The sequence below is a fragment of the Luteibacter sp. 621 genome, from assembly GCF_050435445.1.
GTDB lineage: Bacteria > Pseudomonadota > Gammaproteobacteria > Xanthomonadales > Rhodanobacteraceae > Luteibacter.
In genome coordinates this window covers 161538-182668 of sequence record NZ_JBNDKI010000009.1, presented here as the reverse complement: position 1 = coordinate 182668, position 21131 = coordinate 161538, and the positions used below count along the sequence as shown (strand labels likewise).

The following is a 21131-nucleotide window of genomic DNA, read 5'->3' as shown; positions in this document are numbered from 1 at the left end:
GATTTGCGACGCGCAAGATATGGCGTGCCGTTTTTGCGTGTCAACGATTATTTTGCGAATGTTCTCAAGCGCTGTCGCGGCGTTGAAAATCGCACGGTGTGACGCACGTCGAAAGCCTCACGATGCTCGCCTAATCATAGGGTTATCGACTGTCATCCAACCTACGTATGCAGCCTCCGCAGCTTTATCGTTTGCAGTAAATGCCTCGGCATCATCTTTCCCGAAACTTTCAACGAGTCACGGGCCTGTACGAGTCCTGTGCTGGCGTTGCCATCACCGTCTTCATTACTCTCCGGCGACGGGCGGGGTGCTCGTGGCGGAGCACGACCCATGCGTAAGGCGATGCGGGTTTTCGTTTATCTGTTGGGCTTGGTTGCACTCGGAAACAGCGCGGCGTCAGCGGCCATGGCAGGAGGTCAGCACGTTGCGGTGGGTCCCTCGACAGCGCCTCTCCATGGACCGTGGCGTTTTCACGTGGGTGATGATCCGCGCTGGTCAGCCCCGGATTTTGACGACAGCGCATGGGAGACCGTGGACCTGACGCCGGCGCCGGGCGCGCACGATGGCGATGTGGGCCTGCCGGGTTACGTCGCAGGCTGGAGCCAGCGCGGGCATGCAGGGTATAGCGGCTTTGCCTGGTACCGGCTCACCGTGACGGTTGAAGGCCACGGGGATGCGCCGCTCGCGCTGACCGGCCCCACGTTGCTCGATTCGACGTATCAGCTGTACATCGATGGGCGCCTTGCCGGCGGCCCGGGCGATTTCTCGACGGGGAAGGCGACGGTGTACAGCGTACGGCCCACCGTATTCCCGCTATCCCACGGCATGGTGGGTGGCACCCGAACCTACCATCTTGCGTTTCGTGTCTGGATGGATCCGCTCGATGCCAGCGACGAAGCCGGCGGTATCCACGTGGCGCCGGCGATAGGCACGGCGCAGAGCATCGATCATCTGCACCGCGTGCAGTGGCTGCAGACCTTCGAAGGCTACGTGGTAGACGCCGTAGAGCCTGCCGCATTTCTCGTGCTTGCGCTCATGGCGGCTGCGCTCATGGCGTGTCGCACGGGTGATCGTTACGGCTGGCTCGTCACGGCGCTGGTGCTGCTGGCGCTGCTGCGCGTGAACCAGGTGCTGTTCTACTGGACGCCGTATCTCAGCCTGCGCAGCTACGACATCGCCGTTACCGTGGTGCTGCGGCCCCTGGTTCTGGCGGCATGGGTGCTGGCGTGGCGCGACGGGTTCCCGGTGGACGACCGCGCCTGGATTCGTGGTGGCGAGGCTCGCCGTAGCGGCTGGCTTTGCCGTGACGGGCTGCATCGCGACGGCCTTCGCTACGTGGTCGCGGCGCTCGCGGCGATCTACATCGTGGCGGCGTTCGTGGGGCGCCCTTGGATGATGCCCGGCGCAGCCGCCGTCTGTGACGTGATCATCGCCGTCGTTCGTGTGGCTTTCGCTGCGCTGTACGTAGCGATCATCGTTACTGGCGTGGTTCTCTCCACGAAACCACCCGCGCCGCCGGAAACGAAGCCAGGCGCGTGGCGTGTTGCACTGGCCGCACTGGCGGCGATCCTCGTCGGCATCGGCCTGTTCGCCACCGAACTCAACACCCTCGGCATCCCCGGCATCTGGTTCCCATGGGGCGTTGGCGTAGCCCGCGGCCAATACGCCTACGCCGCCTTCATCCCACTCCTATTCGCCCTGATCCTGACCCGCCTGATCACCGCCTCCCACTCATCGCGTCCCGCCGCGCGCGGCACACCCCTGTAGGAGCGCGCTCGCTCGCGATGGTTGCTAGCGGGATCATCCCCTAATCCATTGGGGGCGCGCCGGCGCGCGATAGGTGCCAGCCATCATCACCCCAGCCACCGCAAAAAGTCCCCTGCCATCTCCGTTCCCAGCACATGCTCGGTCGGATAAAGCTTCACCTCATGCGCCACCTGCAGCCGCGCCAACCACTCCCGCGACCGCTCAGCCCACGCCACCGGCAACTTCTGATCAAATCGCCCATGCCCCACGAACGCACGCGTCGACCGAAGCGCGGCGTGTGGTGCAATCAAAGGCTCGATCTCCGGGAGCATCCGGCCAGCGAGAATCGCAAACGCGCTGACGGTTGCCGGCGAGGTGAGCGCGACACTCGCACTCATAATTCCGCCCTGGCTGAACCCTGCGACCGTTGTTGCGCTACCGGGTAGCTGTAGCTCGGTACGCAACGCGTCGATCGTTTCGATCAACAGCTGGCGCGAACGCTCGGCTTCTTCAGGCACGATGCGCGGCCCCTGTGCCGTGAATGACACGCGGAACCAGGCGAACTGTCCGGGACCGATCGCAAGGGGGCCACGCACGAGCGCTACCGCCATGTCGTCGGGCGTCTGCTCGGCCAGCGCCGCGAGATTGCCTTCGTTGCCACCCACGCCGTGCAGCAACACCAGTAGTCGCGTGGCGCCCGCTGGTACATGCAGCCGCAACGCAAGCGGGTAACGACCTTCGATCAGCGTATCGAGCCCACTCACGCGACACCCCACGCATACGAATCCATCGACAGCACCCCGTACGTCATGCCGCCAGGCACCAGCGATGGCGTGTCATCGTCGTTGCTCGCGCCCATGGCCACGAGCAACGGCAGGTAGTGCTCCTCGGTGGGATGCGCACGCTCGGCAGCGGGCGCGACCTGGCGATAGTCGACCAGCGCCTGTTCGTCGCGGGCCAGCACGCTGCGCGTGGCCCACTCGGCGAACGCGGTGGCGTAAGGCACCGATTCGCTCGTGCGCTGAATTTCGTACAGGTTATGGGTAAGGCTGCCGGAGCCCACCACCAGCACGCCGCGCTCGCGCAACGGGCGCAGCGCCTTGCCTAATGCCAGGGCGCCACGCGTATCCAGATCCCTGGGCATGGCCAGCTGGAACACCGGGATGTTGGCGTCTGGCAGCAGGAACCGCAGCGGCACCCACGCCCCGTGGTCATAAGGGCGCGTGGCGTCCTCGGCCACGGTAAGGCCCGCGTCGCGCAGCACCTCGGCCGTTTCGCGTGCCACATCGGGCGCGCCCGGCGCCGGGTACTGCAAGCGGTACAGCGGCTCGGGAAACCCGCCAAAGTCGTGCAGCGTGGCCGGCCGTTCGGCAGTCATCACCCGCAGCCCCGGCGCCTGCCAGTGCGGTGACACCACCAGCACCGCACGAATGCCTTCCAACTGCGCCCCGATCCGCTGCAGGTTCGGGCCAAGCACACCCGGCTCCAGCGCAAACGTCGGCGCGCCATGCGAAATAAACAGAACCGGAGCCACAGACATAACCAAGCCTCCATAAGGACGGTGTAGGAGCGCGCTTGCGCGCGATGCTCCCGGTGATATCCGAAAGGTATTGGTTGCCCAGGTGTAGATAAACGTCCTTAAGCGAAACCAACTGTCTCGCCCCATGAGACACTGCCACCGCCCACCCAAGGACGCCCACCCATGGACAAAGTCCAGGAAATGACCAGCTTCGTCGCCGTGGTCGACGCCGGCAGCTTCATCGGTGCCGCCGACGCCACCGGCGTGACCAAGGCCGCCATCTCACGCCATGTGGCCGACCTGGAGCGCCGCCTGGGCGTGCGCCTGCTGCACCGGACCACCCGCCGCCTGTCGCTGACCGACGAGGGCCGCACGTTCTACAGCCGTTCGCGCGACCTGCTCGCCGGCATCGCCGAGGCGGAGGCCGAACTCAGTGCGAGCAGCACGGAACCGACTGGCCTGCTGCGTATCACCGCGCCGCTTACGTTCGGTGTGCTGCACCTGGCCCCGCTCTGGGCGCGCTTCACCGCCGAACACACCCAGGTATCGCTTGATATCACCTTGTCCGATCGCGTGGTCGATCTGGTGGAGGAAGGGTTCGACCTGGCCGTGCGCATTTCGCGCCTGCCCAACTCAACCCTGGTGAGCCGCCAGCTGGGCATCACCCGCATGCTGCTTTGCGCGTCGCCGGCTTACCTCGAAGCCCATGGCACGCCGCACGCACCTGCCGAGCTGGCGAGCCACGCCGTGCTGGCATACAGCTACTGGCCCGACGACTGGCAGTTCACTACCGCCGATGGCCGCATCGAGCGCGTCACCGTGAAGCCCTTCATGCGCAGCAACAACGGCGATACATCGCGCGTTGCGGCGCTGGCGGGGCAGGGCATCACCCTGCAGCCGGACTTCATCGTGGGCGACGATGTGCGCGAAGGGCGGCTCATCCATCTGTTGCCGACGCACGATGCCGGCACCATCGGCATCCATGCCGTGTACGCCTCGCGCAAACATTTGCCGGTGAAGGTGCGGCGCATGGTCGATTTCCTGGCCGCCGCATTCGATGGCGTGCGTTGGAGCTAAGCCGGGCGGCGCAGCTTCACACCACTGACGGCGAGCAGCCCTGCCACGATAAACGCCATGCCCAGCCATTCGCTGGGTACGGGCGCCTCGCCCAGCACCGCCCAGGCCATGAGCACGCTGAGCACGGGCACGGCGAGTGACGACACCGAAGCGACCGCCGTGGGTAAGCGCCTGACGACGAGCAGCCACAACGTCCAGGCCAGGCTCGTGGCCAGGATCACCGAGTAGGCGAGGCCGGCGATGAAGGCCGGGCTCCACTCGATGGCGCGCTGCGGGACGATGAACGCCACCATGGCCAGGCCAGCCGCACCGAAGGCCATCTGCCATGCGGTGAAGGTGAGGGGATCGGGCTGGTGGCACTGGAACATGCGCTTGCTGGTGACGGTGCCCAGTGCCCAGCACATGCCGCCAAGCAGGGCCATGAGCGTGCTGGCCGGGTTACCCAGGCCGTTCCACGGGGCGATCACGCAGGTCAGGCCGATCGCCGCCAGGGCCAGGCCCAGCCAGTGCCGCGGCAACGGCCGTTCGCCGAGCAGGCCCCAGGCCAGCAACACCGCCCAGAACGGCATGGCATACGCGAGGAGCACCACGTGTCCCGTGCCACCCGAGGTCAGCGCCAATTGCCCCAGCCCCTGGAATGCTGCTGTTTGGGCGAGGCCGGTGATGATCGTGCCGCCGAGCGGCGGCGGGGCCAGTGGCCGGCGCATCACCACCAGCACGATGAAGAGCAGCACGGCGCCGATGCTGTAACGCAGGGCCGAGAAATCGAACGGGCCGGCATAGCGAAGCACCAGCTTCATCACGATCCAGCTGAATGCCCAGATCACGACTGTGGCGCCCAATGCGACGACCGCGCCCGCCGATGCCTTACCTTCGTTCATGCCCGCACAAAACCCCTGATGCAAACGGACATCTTACAGATTGCCGGCCGCATCGATCAGCACATGTTCCAGCGCGGCGATAGCTGGCGAAGAAGCACGCTGGCGGTCGATCACGTACTCCATGATGCCGAGATCGGGCAGGTCACGTTCCAGCCTGACGATGCCTTCGGGAATGGCGTACCCGGTAAAGGCGCCTATCCCCAGGCCGGCCTCCACGGCGGCCTGGATCACCATCACGCTGCTACTGACGACGGCCAGGCGATAGCGGATATCCGCGCTATCCAGCGCGGCAAAGATCCGTTCGCGGGTAATGCTCGGTGGCGGATGCACGGCCAGCGGCAGCGGTGACTGGGATTCGCGCAGCGGCGCGCTGGCGCTGCCGCACCAATACAGCGGCTCCGAGCGCACGAGCGTCCCCCGCCCACTGCCTTGCAGGCGTTTTGCGAACACGAGGTCGTGTTTGCCTTCATCGAGCTCGCGGAACAGGTCGCCGCTCAAGCCCGTCTTGATGACGAGATCAACCGCCGGATTACGCCGGATGAAGCTCGCCAGGGCCGCGGCGAGTCGTGACGAAGCAAAGTCTTCGGGCAGCCCAAGGCGCACCGTGCCATCCAGCGGCGGCCCGCACACGGCCGTCATCGCCTCATCCATCAACTGAAGGATGCGCAGGGCATAGCGGTGCAACGCCTCGCCGGACGGTGAGAGCCGCACATTGCGCGTGTCACGTTCGAAGAGCGACGAGCCCGTCAGGTCCTCCAGCCGCCGCACATGTTGGCTAATGGTGGATTGTGAAAGGCACAGCTCCTCGGATGCGGCCGTGAACCCACCGCTTTGCGCGACAACGACGAACGTGCGGAGCAATTCGGTCGGTAGCGGGCGCATTGGGATTCCCGATTAATCCAGGGGCCAAATGTCATCAATCGACGGGCGGACAGCGCCTATGCTTTTGACAACGGTTGATGAGGCAGCGCGACCGTTTCGAACTCACCAAAGGTCCCCACTATGAAAACCCCATCGATCAAGCGCGCCATCCTCGCCTCCCTGGTAGCCATGTCGCTGGCCACCGCAGCCTCCGCGCAAGCCGCCGAAGGCGTGCAGAACATCGTGCTTGTGCACGGTGCCTGGGTGAACGGAAGTGGCTGGAAGCCAGTCTACGATATCCTCACGAAAGACGGTTATCACGTCTCGGTGGCCGAGCACCCGTTGACGTCTTTCCAGGATGACACCACGGCGGTAAAACGAATGGTCGACATGCAGGATGGCCCGACGATCCTGGTCGGCCACAGCTATGGCGGCGCCATCATTACCGACGTCGGTAACGATCCCAAGGTGGTGGGCCTGGTGTATATCGCCGCGCACGCCCTGGACCAGGGCGAGACGGAAGTCTCCAACGGCAAGAAGTACCCCAGCGCCACCAGCAAGACCCCGGATATCAAGAAGACCGCCGACGGCTTCCTCTACCTTGACCCGACGAAGTACGCCGCCGATTTCGCCGCCGACCTGGCGCCGCAACAGGCCCAGTTCGAAGCGAACGCCCAGGAACTGACGGCCGCCACGGTGTTCGCCGCCCCGGCCGGGCACCCGGCATGGAAGGACAAGCCCAGCTGGTACGCGGTCGCCACGGCCGACCGGATCATCAACCCGGATCTGGAGCGCATGTATGCCAGGCGCGCCAACAGCCACACGATCGAGGTGGCCGGTGCCAGCCACTCGGTGTACCAGTCGCACCCGAAGGAGGTCGCGGCGCTGATCGAGCAGGCCGCGAAGTCTGCCGGGGTGGCAAAGTAGGATTCAGGCCAATCGACGTGGCGCCGCGTCAGTCCAGCGGCGCCATGTCAAACAGCAACACTTCACCGTCCACGCCATCACTGATCACCACGCGGCTTTCGTCGGTGATCTTCGCGGCATCGCCGGCCGAGAGCGGGTGGCCGTTCACGTGCACCGAGCCACGCACCACGTGGACGTACACGATCCGCTCGAACTCCACGTTGTGGTGGGCGGACTCATCCGGGCCAAATAACCCGGCGTACAGGCGCACATCCTGGTTCACCGTGACCGAGCCGTGCTCGCCGCTCTGGCTGGCGACAAGGCGGAGCTTGCCGCGCTTCTCCGCATCCGGGAAGAACTTCTGCTCGTAGCCAGGCTTCAGGTGCTGCTGGTTGGGGATGATCCAGATCTGCAGGAAGTGGGTCAGTGACTTCGCGTGGTTTTCCTCGGAATGGGTCACCCCGGTGCCGGCGGACATGATCTGCACCTCGCCCGGCTTGATCACCACCTTGTTGCCCATGGAATCGGTATGGGCCAGCTCGCCTTCCAGGACGTAGCTGATGATCTCCATGTCCCGGTGCGAATGGGACCCGAAGCCCGTGCCAGCGGCGATCCGGTCCTCGTTGATGACGCGCAGCGGGCCGAAATGGACGTGCTCCTCATCGCGGTAATCGGCGAACGAGAAGCTGTGGTGCGAATCGAGCCAGCCGTGGTTGGCGTGGCCGCGGTCGGCGGCGTGGCGGATGACGAACATGGGTATCTCCCGGGGTAATCCCCGCCAAATTAGCCGGAAGGACGCTCGCTGGCTTGCACAAAGCGTGGGTTTGATCAGCCTTGCCTAAGCTTGCGGGTGTGTAATGGGGCCGCTAACCGCCGGCTCCCACGACCCCGGCGATGGGGAGGCGCTATGCGAGCTGCGTACGTTCGTTTCGCTCTTATGGCTGTTCTTTGCGCGCCGCTGCCGGCTTTCGCAGGCGGCGGGCCGTTTGGCATTGACCACCGGGTGAGCTACGACAACAGCGGGATCTGGAAGAAATCCAACCAGAAGATCCTGCGCTACGGCACGATCCTTACCGTGGGCCTCGGCGCGCTGGCGCTCGGCGATAACGACAAGGAAGGGGATACGTTCTGGAGGGCGGTGGATTCCACCATCATCACGGTAGGTGCCTCCACCGTGATGAAGTACACCTTCCGCCGCGAGCGCCCCTCAAAGACGGATGACCCGGACCGTTGGTTCAAGGGTGGAAGCCAGAACCACAGCTTCCCCAGCGGCGAGGTCTCGCTGATTTCCGCGGCCGTCACGCCGTTTATCGTGAACTACCATGAAGACCACCCCTGGGTTTACGCCCTGGCGATACTGCCTGCGTATGACGCCGTGGCCCGCGTCAAAGTACGTGGGCATTGGCAGAGCGACGTCATTGTCGGCGCCGCGTTAGGCACGGGCATCGGGATATGGGCGTCGCGTCGTACCGAGTCGCCCATCATCCTCAGCTGGCTACCGGGTGGATTCCGCATCGGCTTCATCCACCATTTCCGTTAGTGGCTCAGAAATCCCAAAGCACCGGCACCCAGCGGAATGCATCGCCGTTGCGCGCCACACGGCCCACCGACGGGAAGGGCAGGTGCGTTGCCACCAGCAATGAACCTGTTTCCGCCATTTCCTGGAACAGGCGCACACGCACACGAGCCGCTTCTTCGGGGTCGTGCTCGAAGCCGTTGGACCAGTCTGGGTGATCAAAGCCGACCGGGAACATGGCGTCGCCGGCAAAGGTCAGGCGCTCACCATTCGACGCGATATCGACGACGCAATGCCCTGGCGTGTGACCGCCGGTCTTACGGGCGACGACGCCCGGTGCTACCTCATACGATGCATCAAACGGCCGGATACGGTCGCGGTATTCGGCGGCGAAACGCAGTGCGGTCGAACGAAGCACGGGCGGCACCGCTTCCGGCATCGAGGTGTGGGTGAAATCGGGCGCTTCCCAGAATGCCAGCTCCGTCGCCGTGACGTGGATGCGCACGTCCGGGCGCAGGCTTTCCTTCACGCCATCCACCAGCAGGCCGCCCACGTGATCCATGTGCATGTGGGTGATCACGATATCGGTGACCGATGCCAGATCGATGCCGGCATGCGCCAGGCGCTGCGGAAACTGGCCGGCGCGCGGGAAATCCGGGAACTGCAGGCCCAGGCCGGCATCGACCAGGATCGTCTGCTCACCCGTGCGAACCACCAGCACGTTAAGCGGCCAATCGAACTTGTCCGGCGGCATGCACATGAAGCCCAGCCAGTCGGAAAGATCCGTGGGCGCGGCATTGGTGGCCATGGTGACCGTGGGCAGCGGCAGCACGCCATCGCTGACGACGAGCACATCGATATCGCCGATATTGACGGCGTAACGGGAAGGAACCAGTTCTTCCCCGGTGGGCGTGGCTTGGCGTGGCGCGTTGGCTACAGCAGACATGATGACTCTCCAGTGGGGGACGAGTGCATCGTAGGCCGCACGCAAAATCCCCAGTAGATCCGCCACACACGCCAACGTGTTGCCCACCACGCACCAAAGAAAACCAACATCTCCAAGCCACGAACGCCTGCTGCCCTCGTTGCCCGTGATGCCCACGCTCTTCCTGTAGGAGCGCGCTTGCGCGCGATCCCGGCAACCGATGCCGGCTCGGGCGGCTCGGTATTTCTACTGCCCCAGGCAAGGCATTCCTACGCTCCCACATCGGACCGCCCGGAAACACCATCTAGGTGTCGTCCCGGCTATTCCGCCCAAGGAGAAATCGCATGCACAAGTCGTCCCTTATCCCGATGTGCCTGGTCGTGGCCACCGTGGCGTATGTCATGCCTACGGCTACGCTCGCACAGGCCGCAGCCCCCGCCGCGTCATCGACGGTGCATGGCACAGCCTACGAACTGGGCCGCCACCAGGAAACCGAATCAGTCACCGTTACCCAGATCGACCGTAAGAGTCGCTTTGTCACCCTGAAGAATGCCAACGGTGAAGAATTCACGATCGAGGCGGGCAAGGAGGTGCATAACTTCGCCCAGCTGAAGGTCGGTGACGTCGTCACGATCACCTACGAAGCGGCGACAGCCCTGGAGATCCTCCCGGCCAACGGCGGCACGCTCGGTGTGGAAAGTGCGGTGGATAGCCAGAGGGCAGCGGCCGGCGACAAGCCCGGTGGTGTCGTGGGCAAATCCATCTCGGTCACGAGCCGGATCGATGCCATCGACCTCACCGCTCACACCGTCACCCTGACCGGCCCCGACGGCAAGCAGCGCAAGATCGAGGTCCACGATCCCGCGCGCCAGGCGCGAATGGCCAGCCTGAAGGTGGGCGACCTGGTACGGATGACTTATGTGGAAGGCGTGGCCATCCAGGTCACGCCCAAGTAGATCGGCAAAGCTCCCGGCGGCATGCCGAACGTTAGAAGTGGGCGCGCAACGTCACGCCCACCAATCTCGGATCGCTGGGCTGGCCGAGGATCAGGCCGGAGTTGCCGGTCTGCACGGTGAGGGCCGTGACGTAATTCCGGTCGAACAGGTTGCGCGCGAAAACGTCCACCTCCCAGTTATCGTTGAACCGATAACCGACGCTCGCGTTGACCACGGCATAGCCAGCAATTCGCGTGTAGATCGAATTGGCTGTGTCGGAGTTGTAATCGCTGCGCGCACTCGTGTCGGCATGGACGAGGAAGGCGTCGCTACCGATCGGCAGTTCATAATCGAAGCCGAGCGAGCCGGCCCATTTCGAGAGCCCGGCCAGCGGTAGGCCGGTAAGCACGTAGGCGCCGGGCACGTCGGGATTGCCGCGCGGATTCGAGGTCTTGATCGCCAGGCTCGCTGGCGCCACCAGCGGTTGGCAGCCACCGGCGGCATTGGGATTCTGCCATTCGAGCGGGCAGGGGCCCTTGGGGTAATCCGTGTACTTGCCATCGGCGTAGGCGAACGACGCCCGTAACGTGAAGCCCCGGAACAGCAACGCGGCGAAGTCACCTTCGACGCCTTGCACCCTCACCTCCGGAATGTTCGCCGGATAGGTACGAATAGCGGCCGTCTCGGTGCTTGAGGTGATATTGGCCTGGTAGTTGCGGACCACGGTGCGATAGGCGGCCAGGTTCGCCGTGGCGCGGTTATCCCACCAGGCCGATTTCAGGCCCGCTTCCCAGGTCCGGTTCGTTTCGTCTTTGATCACCGCCGTGGCCAGGGCCGGGTTATTCGCTGCATCGAGCGGCAGGCCGGACATGTTGAGGCCGCCGGATTTATAGCCGTAGGCGTAACCCACATAGCCCATCAGGTCATCGGTGAACTGGTAGGCCAGGTTGAGGCGGCCGGACGGGTTACCGCCGTTATCTGACGCGCGATAACTCTGTGGCCGGAACAGCGAGAGCTTCGCGTTGTCCTGGATGGTGCCAGGTGTGGTGGGCAAGCCGCCTGATACCGTCGTCGAATACGTGCCGTTCTTATCTTCGTACGTATAGCGCACACCCACGGTGCCGGTCAGGCGATCGGTGAAGTGGTAGTTCACCTCGCCAAATGCCGCGTAGCTCTTCATCCGGTAATGCGAGTCGCCGTATTGCCCATACCCATCGGCCAGGTAATCGGGCATGCGCGGAAAGCTCGTGGTACTGACGAGCCAGTACGTGGCTGCCGGCCCGTAAATGCTGATTGGTTTGCCGTTGATTTCCTGGGTGTAGAAGTACAGGCCGCCCACATAGGTAAGCGGGCCATCGCCATTGGAGGCCACCCGGAATTCCTGACTGTACTGATCCTGCCGCGAGGGAATGCGCTGTACCAGCTGGATGGGGATGCCGGTGTAATCGCGATCGTTGGCGACGTCCCATTTCCAGTAGCGCCAGGCGGAGATCGAGGTCAGCATGACAGGGCCGACATTCCAATCCGCATTCAGCGACACGCCGCCGTCCTGTGTATCGATATGCAGCGGCGCATCGATGTCAGTGAGGCGATCGTAGATATTTCGGCTGGGTGGCGAATAGGCGGGCAGGCCATGCGCCGGGAGATTCGCCGCCAGGCCTTCGAACTGACGCGCCGCACTGCGCAGGCTACTGCCCACGCGCAGGTAATTCTGCGTGCAGCAATCGGAATCCAGGTTGGACACATCGCCGATCAGCCGGACATTCAGGCTGTCATCCGGCTTGAACAACAACTGGCCGCGCACGGCGTAATTGTTCAATTCGTTCTCGTCCTTGCCGGTCCTGACGTTATGCAAGGTACCGTCGCGCTCGGTGTACTGCACCGAAAGGCGCCCGGCCACAGTTTGGCTGAGCGGCTCCGAGACGGTGCCCTTCGCCTGTACGAAGCCTTGTTCGCCGAGCGAGATCTCGCCGCTACCTTCGGGCTGGAACGTGGGCAGGCGGCTGGTGATGTTGATGGCGCCGGCGGTGGTGTTCTTGCCGAACAGCGTACCCTGCGGCCCGCGGAGCACTTCGATGCGATCGATGTCCGTGAAGTCGAAGGCGGCTGTCGCAGGCCGACCGTGGTAGACCCCATCCACATAGAAGCCGACGCCCGGCTCAATGCCGTCGTTGGCGGCGCTGACTGAAAGCGTGTTCGAGCCCAGGCCGCGGATCGTATACGCGGTATTCCGGGGGTTGGCCGAGTTGTAATATAGCGACGGGACCAACTGGCTGAGCTGCTGGGTATTCACAGTGTAAGAGCGATCGAGCCACTCGCCACTCACCACCGAAACCGCCAGGGGCACCTTTTGCAGGTTCTCATCGCGCTGGCGGGCGGAGACGGTGACGCTTTCGAGCGTCGTGACGTCCTTCTTGTCTTCGGCGGGTGCCGCTGGGCCCGTGACCTCCTGGGCCGTTACCGCCAACACGGGACACAACAGCGCCAAGGCGCCGAAGACGAATCGTTTCATGGTGTCTCCCCAATCCCCGGCAGCCCCGGTGCGCCCGACTGCGATATAAAGCGGCCTATACAGCGATTCCGAGGCTACAAGAACTTGCGGGGCGAGGCATGTAAATTCCTGCTGCCGGTCTGGCCGGGCCTACAGCGCCAAGGCTAGACTCGCCGGAACCTCCCGGATGGCGACGGCATGCTGCATTACGAAGGCTCCTTATGGCTCACGGATGGCGCGCGCCGCTGGGGTGGGCCCGACCGTGTCGAGCTGCTGTTCCAGATCGCCCGAACCGGGTCGATCACGGCAGCCGCCAAGGCGGTGGGCATGAGCTACAAGGGCGCCTGGGATGCCGTCGAGGCCATGAACCAGCTGGCCGGCGAACCCCTGGTCCTGCGTGCCACGGGCGGCAAGGGCGGAGGCGGTGCCACGCTGACCCCGCGTGCCGAACGGCTCATCGTTTCCTTTCGCAGCATCGAATCGGCTCATCGCCAGTTCGTCGAGCACCTGGCATCCCTCGGCGACGAGGCCACCAGCGACATCCACCTATTAAGGCACCTCACCATGCGAACCAGTGCGCGCAACCAGCTTGCCGGCGTCGTCGATCGTGTCCAGCAGGGCGCGGTGAACGACAGCATCACCATTCGCACCACCGGCGGTGCCACGCTCGTCGCCACGGTGACGCGCGAAAGTACCGATAACCTCGCGCTTGCCCCGGGCCGCCCCGTGATCGCGCTGATCAAGGCGAGCTGGATCATCCTTGGTCTTCCCGGGGAAGGGCGCCTCTCCGCATCCAATCAACTGCCAGGTACCGTTGCGCGCATTCATCCTGGCGCGGTGAATACCGAAGTAAGCGTGGATATCCAAGGTGGCGGAACGGTCACGTCCATCATCACCAAGGACAGCGCAGAAAGCCTCGGGCTTGTGGAAGGCATGGCGGTACTCGCGATCTTCGATGCCGCTTCTGTCATCGTGGGTGTCACAGACTAAGTAGCGATATTCGGCAACACGTTTTGCCGAACAGGTCACACCGTTTCATGGCAGGGCTCGCCAGCATGGATGAGTTAACTCATCCCATGCGTTTCTGACGACCCCAACGGAGACCTGCGACATGCTGAGTTCGATTCGCTTCAACCGTAGCAAGACCGTGCTCGCCCTGGCCCTTGCTGCGGCGGGCATGCTCGGTGCCCAGCCCTCATTTGCTGCATCCACCGGCTACGTGGGCATCTTCACGGGTGGCCCGATCTACAAGAACCAAAGTGCAAGCCTGCCCGAACTCAGCCAATCCGGCTTCGATGAGGTGATCGTGTGGAGTGTTGAAGTCGCAGCCAATGGCGACCTGAACCTCAACGGCGAATTCCCGATCGTATCGAACGGAAGCTATATCGGCGACCAGACCCACGCGGGCTTTCCCAATACGCTGGCGAGCCTGAAAGCCGCTGGCGTGAAGCGCATCACCTTCAGCATCGGCTCGTCTAACATCGGCGATTTCCAGCACATCAAGTCGCTGGTCAACGATACGGGCGCCAACGGTGGCGTTGGCACGTCGGGCATTCTCTATCGCAATTTCCAGGCGCTAAAGGCGGCGATTCCGTCGATTGACGCGATCGACCTGGATGACGAGAACAGCTACGACACGGCATCCACCGTGAGCTTCTCGGTCATGCTCGGCAAACTCGGCTACCACGTCATGCCGGATGCCTACACCAATGCGTCATATTGGACCGGTGTCGTCTCACAGGTGAATGCACAACGTGCCGGCACTATCGATGGCGTGCACCTGCAGGCGTATTCCGGTGGCTCGGGTAACAACCCGTGCTCGGGCTGGAATTTCGGTGGCGTGCCGGTTTACCCGGGCGTAGCCGATACCACCGTATCCGGCGGCCTCTCGGTGCCATCTACGCAAACCAAGATCGCCGGTTGGGAAGGGCAGTGCGGTATTACCGGTGCGTTCCTGTGGCTTTACGATGATGTCGCCGGCAAGACCTATAACGGCGGGACGCTCTCTGCAGGCTATGCAAACGCCATTTCCGCAGGCCTGACACCCTGATGATGTTCACCGCGCGACGTTAAGAATCCGATAGGCGGAATGTCGTCGCGCACCGCTGATGCCCGGTGTGATTGTGTATCACCGGGCGTCGGCGTATGTTGCGCACCACGTTACGCGCAACCGCGTTTCCTGAGACCCCACCGCCATGCCGCCCACGAAGTAATTCAGTGCCGGAACGCAACGCCCCATGGCGTTTGGCGACCGGATTGGCACAGAGCCCGCGTCCATTCTTTCTAACGACTCCCCTGCAGCGTAAGCCGCCGGACGTCTGACCGTGACTCTCTTGATTCTTATCCGCCCTGTAGGGCGCGGCATGGGCGTTTGCGCCCTGAGTTTTTGTACGCAGTGCTTCCCCGGCATCGTGCCGGGCTTACTTACTCCATAAGGACATCCAGCCATGACCTGGCTAATTGCGCTTGCAGTTGCCGTTGTCGTACTGATCGTGCTCGTTGTTGTTTCCCATGTGATTGTCTATATCCCCAATGATCGTGTCGGTGTGGTCGAGCGGCTATGGGGTGCTCCTTCGGTGACCCGGGGGCTTATCGCGTTGAATGGCGAAGTGGGCTATCAGCCGACCGTCCTGCGCGGCGGCCTGCATTATTTCTTTCCGTTCCAGTGGCGTGTGCATAAGGTCGACCTGGTCACCATTCCCCAGGGCGAGATTGGCTATGTGTTCGCCCGTGATGGCCACGACCTGGAAGAAGGCCAGGCGCTGGGCCGTACCGTGCCGACGGGTATCGAGGATGTCGACGCGTTCCTGCGCAATGGTGGCCAGAAGGGCCCGCAGCGCACCGTGCTGCGCGAGGGTACCTACGCCATCAACGTGGCGCAGTTCGCGATCATCACGGCTTCGCGCGTGCATGGCTTGCTGCTCTCGGAGGATGAGCGCGGCACCATCGACCACATGGGCAGCGTGCTGCAGGAGCGCGGTGGCTTCCAGCCCGTCATCATCGGCGGACGCCGCGAGAACGCCTCCGCGCAGGCCGATGACACCAGCAACGACATGCTCGGCGTGGTGACCGTGCACGATGGCCCGGTGCTGCCGCCAGATGAAATCGTCGCCCCGCGCGTGGGCCAGGATGCGGCTGACAAGCCGACCTTCCACAACAATTTCCAGAACATCGATGCGTTCCTGCGCGCCGGCGGTAACCGTGGCCGCCAGCACCAGGTGCTGGTCGAGGGCACGTATTACATCAATCGCCTGTTCGCGACGGTGGATTACATCGCCAAGACCGTGGTGCCGGTGGGCTTCGTTGGTGTGGTCGTTTCCTATATCGGTACGATTGGTACGGATCGCTCCGGCGAAGGCTATTCCCACGGCGAGCTCGTGGACAGCTCGTGCCGCGGTGTATGGAAGGAGCCGCTGCTGCCCGGCAAGTACGCCTTCAACACGTACGCGGGCAAGATCCAGCTGGTGCCGACGACCAACTTCATCCTGAAGTGGACGCCGGAAGTGACCGACCTGCACAAGTTCGACGAGAACCTTTCCGAGGTCTCGCTGATCACCAAGGACGCCTTCGAACCGCTGCTGCCGCTCTCGGTGGTCGTGCATATCGACTACCGCAAGGCACCGCTGGTGGTGCAGCGCTTCGGTGACATCAAGCGCCTGGTCGACCAGACCCTCGACCCGATGGTCAGTGCTTACTTCAAGAACATTGGCCAGACCAAGACCCTCATCGAGCTTATCCAGAACCGCGCCGAGATCCAGCAGGTGGCGGGCGTGGAGATGATGGGTCGCTTCGCGGCGTACAACCTGGAACTGCAGGAGGTGCTGATCGGCACGCCGCATGGCAGTACCGGGAATGCCTCGGGTGCCCGCATCGATGCGATCCTGAACCAGCTGCGTGATCGCCAGGTCGCGATCGAACAGGTGGCCACGTACGAGCTGCAGGAACAATCAGCGGCCAAGGAACGCTCGCTGCGTGAGGCTCGCGCCAAGACCGATATCCAGGCCGAACTGACCAATTCCATGATCCATATCGAGATCAAGAAGAACGTGGGTGACGCCAACGTGGTCGAGGCGACCAAGCGCGCGAACGTGATCGGCATCGATGCCGACGCCGAGCGCCGCCGCCTCACGGCGGAAGGTGACGGTCGCGCTTCCGCCATTGCCGCGGTGGGTAAGGCCGAGGCCGAAGCCATCCAGGCGAAGTCACAGGCGCTGACCGGGGAGGGCGCACGCCTGCAGTTGATCAATACGCTGGGTGCACAGTTCGCCGAAGCCATCCGCGATGGGCAGATCGCGATCGTTCCCAAGATTTCGCTGGGCGGTGGCGAAGGTGGTGCGAATGGGCTGGGTTCGCTCATCCAGTTGGCGAGTTCGTTGCTGGCCGAGCGGGTGGATGCCGGCGCGCCGGAAGGGAAGGGGCTGGCTAACGCTTAAGTCGACGGAACGGTGACGTTGCTGGTCATGGCGGCCCATGCCCGCAACGTCATCTTGACCACGCAGGTCATCTGTTCGCGTGACGCGCCGCTGGCCGCCTGCACCGCAAGGCCATGGACGACGGCGCATACGTAACGGGCCAGGGCATCGGGATCGATGTTTGCTGCGATCTCCCCGGTGCCCTGTGCGGCCCTGAATCGCTCGGCGAGGGGTTCATAGCCAGCGAGCCTCGCCTGGGCAAGCGGCTCGCGCAAACCTTCGCCTTGCGTTCCGCAGACGAGCGCGCCCTGGATGAACAGGCACCCGTGGACGCGATCCGGGCGGATCTGGTCCTCGACGCTGTCACGCAGGAAGCGCTCGACGGTTTCGGCGGCGGTGGGAGCAAGGAGTGCGCCCTTCAGCAGGGCACCGCGCTCCTCTTCGTAGCAGGTGATGGCTTGGCGGAAGAGGCCTTCCTTGCTGCCAAACGCGGCATAGAAGCTCGGCGGATTGATACCCATCGCACCGGTGAGGTCCGACAGCGTCGCGCCGTCGTAGCCTTTTGCCATGAATACATCGATCGCCTGGTTCAGTGCTGTTGTGATGTCGAAGCCTCGCGGCCTGCCACCCGCCATCTCTCATCTCCGCTGGTTATGTAGCAAATAATACAGATTTTTCTTGACGCCGGGGCCGGGCGCCCCTACCTTGTGTAGTCATCGCTACATAACTATACGCCACCGCTACGCGGGTGCGCTTTTTACTGGAAATCCGATGTCTTCTCTTTCTGACCGGCCCGTTATCGGGCCGCAGGCCGCCCTGCGTGAGTGGCTGGCTGTGGGCGCCGTCGCCCTTGGCACGTTTGCCCTGGTGACCAGCGAATTCATCCCCGTGGGCTTGATTACCCGCATGTCAGCGGATTTCGGCGCGCCCGAGGGCGCCACGGGCCTGATGATGACCGTGCCTGCGTTTGCCGCCGCGATCGCCGCGCCGGCGGTCATGCTCGGTGCGAAGCGCATGGACCGGCGCATCATCCTTTGCCTGCTCAGTGCATTGTTGATGCTGTCGAACCTGGTGGTCGCGCTAGCCCCCAGCCTGAGTGTCGCCTTGTTCGGGCGCGTGCTCCTTGGCATCGATGTCGGTGCGTTCTGGGCGATCAGCAGCATTGTCGCGGCCAAGATCGTACCGGCCGCTTCCGTGGCGAGGGCCAGCGCGATCATCTTCGCCGGCATCTCGCTCGGCTCCGTTGTCGGCGTACCTGCCGGCGCCCTGATCGGAAGTGCCTTCGGTTGGCGTGCCGCGTTCGAAGGTGTTGCCGCCTTTGGCGCGGTCGTACTCGTGGCGCAGCTCGTATTGCTGCCGCGGCTTCCCCCGTCCGAAGTCGTCACGGTCAGGCACCTGGCAAGCATCTTCCGCATTCCTAGCGCGCGGCTTGGCCTGCTTGCCTGCTTCCTCGCCTTCGCCGGCCAGTTCGCTGCCTACACGTACATGGGCGCGTTCCTCGAGCACGTCACGAAGATGCAACCGGCGTGGCTTTCCTCGTTGTTGCTGGGTTACGGCGTCGCAGGCTTCGTCGGCAACTTCGTCGGCGGGGCGTTGTCGCATCGCGGTCCGCGCGTGACCTACGCAGGGGCCGCCGCGGCCCTGGGGCTTTCCATTCTTTTGCTGACGCTGGGCGGTCAGTCGCAGATGGTGGCGTCGATCGCTGTGCTGGCCTGGGGCTTCGCGTTTGGCGCCCTGCCCATTGCCACCCAGGGGTTCATGGCCCGTGCGGCGGCCAAGGAGCTGGAAAGCGCCAGTGCGGTGTTTGTCTCTATCCTGCAGATGGGTTTCGCGATGGGTGCGTTCGTGGGCGGCCGTGCGGTCGATACCGTGGGCTTGCCAACGACGCTGATCGGTGCGGCCGTGGCTTCGATCGCCACCGGTTTCCTGATCATGCAATTCGGGCGCATCGAGGATGCAAACACCGATGGCGATGCCCAGCTCGATCCCGTGGGGTGAGGCCGATCAGTTGCCCGTGGTCGGCAACATCGCCAGGTGGATCAACGGAAACGGACGGCCGTCGCTGTCCGTTTCCGAGCGGCCGGTGATCTCGAAACCTTTCGCCCTATAGAAGCCAAGGGCGTCCGGGTTCTGTTCGTTCACATCGACGCTCAGGGGGCCCTTGAGTGTGAGGGCATGCGCGATCAACGCGCTGCCGCCACCGTGGCCGGCATGGGCGGGGTCGATGAAGAGGGCTTCGAGCTTTGTGTCGTCCAGGCCCATGAAGCCCAGTGGCTGGCCGTTTTCATCGGCCAGTACCCAGACCTCCAGCATCACCAGGGCGCCATCGCGCACGGCGGGGATGAGTGCTTCGATATCGGCTTCGCTCAGGAACGTGTGTGTGGCACGGACGGAGCGCAGCCAAAGGGCGAGCAGGGCGGCGCTGTCAGCCGGTGCGGCGGGGCGAATCTGGGTCATGACGTTCCATTTCCAGGGTTGGTAGTCTCCGCCGCTCTAAGGAGGGGGTGCCAACATGACGGGACCGTGGGCAATCATTGCAGGGGCGCTGATTCTAGTCGTTGGATACATCGGCTACCACGAGTACGTGTGATCACACCATGCATGGGTGTCTTCACGGGACGTTCGGCTGTTCATGACGTCGGGTGGGCGAGCGTGGAGCCGTCCGTACGCTGACGGGAGACCGGCATGAGAGCGTTATGGGTGGTTTCGGCGCTATCGGTGCCCATGACTGCGTGGGCACAATGGTCATCGTTCGACGCCCGTGATCACCAGGTCGTCGATCCTTTTGCCGTTGGCGCTTGCAGTGATGCGGCAAACCAGGAGGTCCGCTCACGCATGCCATCGGCCGGTAGCGTCAAGGTGACCCATACCAGTGCTTCCGTGTCCGGTGAGAACCGGGTGGATGTGGCGGGTGAGGGAAGCTTCGCCGGTGCGGGTAGCCAGGCACAAACGTTTACGTTTCGTTGCACCTACGACGTCAAGTCGCGGACCACGTCCGGCGTAACTGTCCTCCTTTGACAATGCGTCTTTGATTCCTACATGGCGTGTGGCGTTACCGGTGTACCGTCCGAATACGTGCTTGTTGCCAGCAGAAGCACTGAGATAGGGGGAAGGGCGGCGGCATCGGCCTCATGCCCCGGAAGCAGGTACCAGTAGTTCCCGCCGATCAGGGGTGAGCCTGGCAAGTTCGCACCCCATGTCGTTCCATCTTTGGCGGGCACGTAGAACATCACGTGCGCCATGTTGTGGTCGCCTTGCGCGGATAGATACGCGTTCTTCGACATCATGTAGCACATGGCGCCGGCCTGGAGCGGGGGAATTTCCTTGCTGCGCAGTGCCGCCTTGATGCGATCCATGACTTCGGCATCGGTCTTGCCGGCAAGGGTAAGGGCAGTGCGGAGCTTGAGCAGCGCCGTCATGGTGGGTACCGCGGGCGGGTTGTCGCACGCGGCGGCCAGGATCTTCGGGTCCCAGCGTTCTGGCCAGTCAGGGGCGCCGCCAAAGCCGCGGCCCACGTAGCAGACGAAGCCGTTGGTTCCCTTCACCGCCGTTTCATAGCCCTTGCGGGTTAGCACCAGGACCGTGGCGTCCTTTGAAATGGATTCGGGGGCGGCACTCCTGGCCAGGCTGATTTCCGCCGCCTTGTCCATCAGGTAGGCGTCGACGGGGGCCATGCCGGGGTTGTCTTTGGCGTGGAGTGGCGCGCCGGCCAGGGCAAAAAGGAGCGACGCGGAACAGGCGGCGGCGCGGCCGAGTTGGCCAATTCGGGCCATGCCGGGGCGTAACGGGGCGGAATGGATGTTCATTCGGGGTTCTCCTGGATGGCGGAGGTCGCCACATGTAGGCGTCGAATGAGCAGGCT

At 63.8% G+C, this 21131-nt stretch carries 20 protein-coding genes; 10 read left to right on the top strand and 10 right to left on the bottom strand.

Annotated features, from left to right (window positions below; genetic code table 11):
- Positions 1–474: 474 nt before the first annotated feature.
- Positions 475–1767, top strand: coding sequence for a glycoside hydrolase family 2 (locus ABIE56_RS12120; RefSeq protein ID WP_429244058.1), 1293 nt, complete (start codon positions 475–477; stop codon positions 1765–1767).
- A gap of 86 nt (positions 1768–1853) precedes the next feature.
- Here ABIE56_RS12120 and ABIE56_RS12115 read toward each other — a convergent pair whose 3' ends face one another.
- Positions 1854–2510, bottom strand: coding sequence for an alpha/beta hydrolase (locus ABIE56_RS12115; RefSeq protein WP_429244057.1), 657 nt, complete (start codon positions 2508–2510; stop codon positions 1854–1856).
- Entirely contained in the window at positions 2507–3286 is a 780-nt protein-coding gene (locus ABIE56_RS12110; RefSeq protein WP_429244056.1) for a dioxygenase family protein, read from the bottom strand. The genes ABIE56_RS12115 and ABIE56_RS12110 overlap by 4 nt, the downstream gene beginning before the upstream one ends.
- Before the next feature lie 162 nt (positions 3287–3448).
- On the opposite strand from ABIE56_RS12110, the gene ABIE56_RS12105 reads away from it, so the two are divergent.
- Positions 3449–4342: a LysR family transcriptional regulator gene (locus ABIE56_RS12105; RefSeq protein WP_429244055.1), complete on the top strand. Its 894-nt coding sequence runs from the start codon at positions 3449–3451 to the stop codon at positions 4340–4342.
- On the opposite strand, the gene ABIE56_RS12100 is transcribed toward ABIE56_RS12105, so the two are convergent.
- Both ABIE56_RS12100 and ABIE56_RS12095 read right to left on the bottom strand, forming a co-directional pair.
- Positions 4339–5223: a DMT family transporter gene (locus ABIE56_RS12100; RefSeq protein ID WP_429244054.1), complete on the bottom strand. Its 885-nt coding sequence runs from the start codon at positions 5221–5223 to the stop codon at positions 4339–4341. The genes ABIE56_RS12105 and ABIE56_RS12100 overlap by 4 nt on opposite strands.
- Positions 5224–5256: 33 nt before the next feature.
- Positions 5257–6105 (bottom strand): LysR family transcriptional regulator, encoded by an 849-nt coding sequence (locus tag ABIE56_RS12095; RefSeq protein WP_429244053.1) that lies wholly within the window; start codon positions 6103–6105, stop codon positions 5257–5259.
- Between the two features lie 120 nt (positions 6106–6225).
- Here ABIE56_RS12095 and ABIE56_RS12090 point away from each other — a divergent pair, with 120 nt between their 5' ends.
- A complete protein-coding gene (locus tag ABIE56_RS12090; protein WP_429244052.1) occupies positions 6226–7011 on the top strand; it encodes an alpha/beta hydrolase in 786 nt (261 codons plus the stop codon).
- Positions 7012–7039: 28 nt separating this feature from the next.
- On the opposite strand, the gene ABIE56_RS12085 is transcribed toward ABIE56_RS12090, so the two are convergent.
- Positions 7040–7744: a pirin family protein gene (locus ABIE56_RS12085; RefSeq protein ID WP_429244051.1), complete on the bottom strand. Its 705-nt coding sequence runs from the start codon at positions 7742–7744 to the stop codon at positions 7040–7042.
- Positions 7745–7927: 183 nt separating this feature from the next.
- On the opposite strand from ABIE56_RS12085, the gene ABIE56_RS12080 reads away from it, so the two are divergent.
- Entirely contained in the window at positions 7928–8530 is a 603-nt protein-coding gene (locus tag ABIE56_RS12080; RefSeq protein WP_429244050.1) for a phosphatase PAP2 family protein, read from the top strand.
- A 4-nt stretch (positions 8531–8534) separates the two neighbouring features.
- Here the strand turns inward: ABIE56_RS12080 and ABIE56_RS12075 are convergent, their stop codons facing one another.
- Entirely contained in the window at positions 8535–9452 is a 918-nt protein-coding gene (locus ABIE56_RS12075) for an MBL fold metallo-hydrolase (RefSeq protein ID WP_429244049.1), read from the bottom strand.
- 323 nt (positions 9453–9775) lie between these two features.
- Between ABIE56_RS12075 and ABIE56_RS12070 the strand changes: the two genes are divergently transcribed.
- Positions 9776–10387, top strand: a complete 612-nt coding sequence (locus ABIE56_RS12070) for a hypothetical protein (protein WP_429244048.1) — start codon at positions 9776–9778, stop codon at positions 10385–10387.
- A gap of 31 nt (positions 10388–10418) precedes the next feature.
- Here the strand turns inward: ABIE56_RS12070 and ABIE56_RS12065 are convergent, their stop codons facing one another.
- A complete protein-coding gene (locus ABIE56_RS12065) occupies positions 10419–12878 on the bottom strand; it encodes a TonB-dependent receptor (protein ID WP_429244047.1) in 2460 nt (819 codons plus the stop codon).
- Between the two features lie 177 nt (positions 12879–13055).
- On the opposite strand from ABIE56_RS12065, the gene ABIE56_RS12060 reads away from it, so the two are divergent.
- From ABIE56_RS12060 to ABIE56_RS12050, 3 genes are all read left to right on the top strand, one after another.
- Positions 13056–13847, top strand: coding sequence for a TOBE domain-containing protein (locus ABIE56_RS12060; RefSeq protein ID WP_429244046.1), 792 nt, complete (start codon positions 13056–13058; stop codon positions 13845–13847).
- 121 nt (positions 13848–13968) lie between these two features.
- Positions 13969–14907, top strand: a complete 939-nt coding sequence (locus tag ABIE56_RS12055) for a hypothetical protein (RefSeq protein ID WP_429244045.1) — start codon at positions 13969–13971, stop codon at positions 14905–14907.
- 397 nt (positions 14908–15304) lie between these two features.
- Complete coding sequence (locus ABIE56_RS12050; RefSeq protein WP_429244044.1) at positions 15305–17290, top strand: SPFH domain-containing protein; 1986 nt, start codon at positions 15305–15307, stop codon at positions 17288–17290.
- On the opposite strand, the gene ABIE56_RS12045 is transcribed toward ABIE56_RS12050, so the two are convergent.
- A complete protein-coding gene (locus tag ABIE56_RS12045) occupies positions 17287–17904 on the bottom strand; it encodes a TetR/AcrR family transcriptional regulator (RefSeq protein WP_429244043.1) in 618 nt (205 codons plus the stop codon). The genes ABIE56_RS12050 and ABIE56_RS12045 overlap by 4 nt on opposite strands.
- A gap of 136 nt (positions 17905–18040) precedes the next feature.
- Between ABIE56_RS12045 and ABIE56_RS12040 the strand changes: the two genes are divergently transcribed.
- Complete coding sequence (locus ABIE56_RS12040; RefSeq protein WP_429244042.1) at positions 18041–19267, top strand: MFS transporter; 1227 nt, start codon at positions 18041–18043, stop codon at positions 19265–19267.
- A 6-nt stretch (positions 19268–19273) separates the two neighbouring features.
- Here ABIE56_RS12040 and ABIE56_RS12035 read toward each other — a convergent pair whose 3' ends face one another.
- Positions 19274–19726, bottom strand: coding sequence for an acetyltransferase (locus tag ABIE56_RS12035; protein WP_429244041.1), 453 nt, complete (start codon positions 19724–19726; stop codon positions 19274–19276).
- A 228-nt stretch (positions 19727–19954) separates the two neighbouring features.
- Between ABIE56_RS12035 and ABIE56_RS12030 the strand changes: the two genes are divergently transcribed.
- Positions 19955–20287 (top strand): hypothetical protein, encoded by a 333-nt coding sequence (locus ABIE56_RS12030; RefSeq protein ID WP_429244040.1) that lies wholly within the window; start codon positions 19955–19957, stop codon positions 20285–20287.
- A 17-nt stretch (positions 20288–20304) separates the two neighbouring features.
- On the opposite strand, the gene ABIE56_RS12025 is transcribed toward ABIE56_RS12030, so the two are convergent.
- A complete protein-coding gene (locus tag ABIE56_RS12025) occupies positions 20305–21075 on the bottom strand; it encodes a hypothetical protein (protein ID WP_429244039.1) in 771 nt (256 codons plus the stop codon).
- Positions 21076–21131: the final 56 nt, after the last annotated feature.